General features: G+C 74.4%; 2 protein-coding genes and 1 pseudogene. 1 reads left to right on the top strand and 2 read right to left on the bottom strand.

What is annotated here, in order from left to right; genetic code table 11:
• Together mnmA and ACTIR_RS0100845 are read right to left on the bottom strand one after the other, a co-directional pair.
• The coding region (gene mnmA / locus ACTIR_RS21020; RefSeq protein WP_065388523.1) for a tRNA 2-thiouridine(34) synthase MnmA at positions 1-955 on the bottom strand (955 nt) is incomplete at its 3' end.
• A gap of 3 nt (positions 956-958) precedes the next feature.
• Positions 959-2,173, bottom strand: coding sequence for a cysteine desulfurase family protein (locus tag ACTIR_RS0100845; RefSeq protein WP_026452864.1), 1,215 nt, complete (start codon positions 2,171-2,173; stop codon positions 959-961).
• Between the two features lie 139 nt (positions 2,174-2,312).
• Here ACTIR_RS0100845 and ACTIR_RS25670 point away from each other — a divergent pair.
• Positions 2,313-2,480: pseudogene (locus ACTIR_RS25670) on the top strand (S-methyl-5-thioribose-1-phosphate isomerase); the annotation flags it as partial.

Below are 2,480 nucleotides of genomic sequence, written 5' to 3'. Positions count from 1 at the left end.
CGCACTCCGCCACCGCCGGCGCCGTGCCGCCGTGCGCGCGCACCTGCGCCACGCACTCGGTGGGTCCCGCCAGGGGGCGCCCGTCCGGCCAGATCGGCCGGTCGGCGTCGATCCGGTCGACCTTCAGCTCCTCGGCGGACCCGACGGTGACCGTGCCGGACACCGGCTCCAGCGACAGCACGTACCGGGGTCGCCCGTCCGGGGCGGGCGCGTCGATGCCGAGGCCCTTGCGCTGGCCGACGGTGAATCCGTGGACCCCGGTGTGGTGCCCCAGCACGGCGCCGGTCTCGGCGTCGACCAGCTCCCCCGGGCTCTGACCGATCCGGTCGTCCAGGAACGACTTGGTGTCGCCGTCCGGGATGAAGCAGATGTCGTGGCTGTCCGGCTTGCTCGCCACCGGCAGCCCGCGCCGCTCCGCCTCGGCCCGTACCTCCGGCTTGCGGGAGCCGCCGAGCGGGAACATCGCGTGCCGCAGCTGCTCCGGCGTGAGCGAGGCCAGCACGTACGACTGGTCCTTGCCCTCGTCCGCACTGCGGCGCAGCTCCGGCGCGTCGTCCACGAGCACCAGACGCGCGTAGTGGCCGGTGCACACGGCGTCGAACCCGAGCGCGACGGCCTTCTCCAGCAACGCCTCGAACTTGATCTTCTCGTTGCAGGTCACGCACGGGTTCGGCGTCCGCCCCGCGGCGTACTCGCCGACGAAGGTCTCCACGACCTCCTCGGTGAACCGCTCGGCGAAGTCCCACACGTAGAACGGGATGTCGAGCAGATCGGCGGCGCGGCGCGCGTCGTGCGAGTCCTCGATCGTGCAGCACCCGCGTGATCCGGTGCGCAGCGTGCCCGGTTTGGCCGACAGCGCCAGGTGCACGCCGGTGACGTCGTGGCCCGCCTCGACGGCCCGGGCGGCGGCCACCGCCGAGTCCACTCCCCCGCTCATCGCGGCCAGTACCCGCACCGCCTACACCTCCTGCTCGGATCGGAACTTACGCATACCGGACAACCCCGCCTGCCGGGCCCGCGCGACCGCCCCGCCGATCTCGGCGGCCAGCGCCTCCACGTCCTCGCGGGTGGAACTGTGCCCGAGGGAGAAGCGCAGCGAACTCCGGGCCGACGCGGCGTCGGCCCCCATCGCCAGCAGCACGTGGCTCGGCTCGGCGACCCCCGCGGTGCAGGCCGAGCCGGTGGAGCACTCGATGCCCCGGGCGTCGAGCAGCATCAGCAGGCTGTCCCCGGCGCAGCCGGGAAAGGTGAAGTGCGCGATCCCGGGCAGCCGGTCGACGGCGTCCGGCGCGTCGGGGGACGGGCCGTTGAGGACCGCGTCCGGCACCTCGGCCCGCACCGCGGCGACGAGTTCGGCGCGCAGCTTGCCCACCCGCTCGACGTGGTCGGCACGGTCCCGCACACTCGCCCGCAGGGCCGTGGCGAACGCGTGGATCCCCGGCACGTCCAGGGTGCCCGAGCGCACCTCGCGTTCCTGCCCGCCGCCGTGCAACAGCGGGACGCACGGGGTGTCGCGGTTCAGCAGCAGCGCGCCGACCCCGTACGGACCGCCGAGTTTGTGCCCGGTGAGGGTGAGCGCCCCCGCACCGCTGTCCCCGAACCGGATGTCCACCGACCCCACGGCCTGCACGGCGTCCGTGTGCAGCGGGATGTCGTACTCGGCGCACACCGCCGCCAGATCGGGCAGCGGGTTCACCGTGCCGACCTCGTTGTTCGCCCACATGGCCGTGACCAGGGCGACCTCGTCCGGCGCGGCCTCGACGGCGGCGCGCAGCGTCTCCGGGGCCAGCCGCCCGTGCCGGTCGACCTCCAGCCAAATGACCTCGGCGCCTTCGTGCTCGGCCAGCCATTCGACGGTGTCGAGCACGGCGTGATGCTCCACCGCGCTCGCCAGGACCCGGCGCCGGTGCGGTGCGGCCTGCCTGCGGGCCCAGTAGATGCCCTTCAGGGCGAGGTTGTCGCTCTCGGTGCCCCCGGCGGTGAAGATCACCTCGGAGGGCCGGGCGCCCAGGGCCTCGGCCACGGACTCGCGCGCCTCCTCCACCACGCGCCGGGCCCGGCGCCCGGACGAGTGCAGCGACGAGGCGTTGCCCAGGGTGGGCAGGGTCTCGGTCATCGCCGCGAGCGCCTCGGACACCATCGGGGTGGTGGCCGCGTGGTCGAGGTAGGTCATCGTGTCCCAAGGGTAGTCGCGCACCCGCGGCCGTCGGCGCGGCACCGCTGACGCCGGGGCACCGGGCCGGTGCGGTGGGGGTGGGTCTCCCACCCCGGTCCCTCACCCGTCCGTGTCAACGGCGCGGGACAATGGCGGCGTGGACAGGACGATCGACTGGGACGGGAACGCCGTCGTGATCGTCGACCAGTGCGCACTCCCGGCCACCCACCGGACGCTGCGGCTGCGCACGGTCGACGACCTGATCGACGCGATCCGACGGCTGGCCGTGCGCGGCGCGCCCGCGCTCGGCGCGGCGGGGGCGCTC

The sequence above is a fragment of the Saccharomonospora iraqiensis subsp. iraqiensis genome (assembly GCF_000430445.1).
Taxonomy (GTDB): Bacteria; Actinomycetota; Actinomycetes; order Mycobacteriales; family Pseudonocardiaceae; genus Saccharomonospora; species Saccharomonospora iraqiensis.
This window is presented reverse-complemented; position numbering and strand designations above follow the sequence as displayed.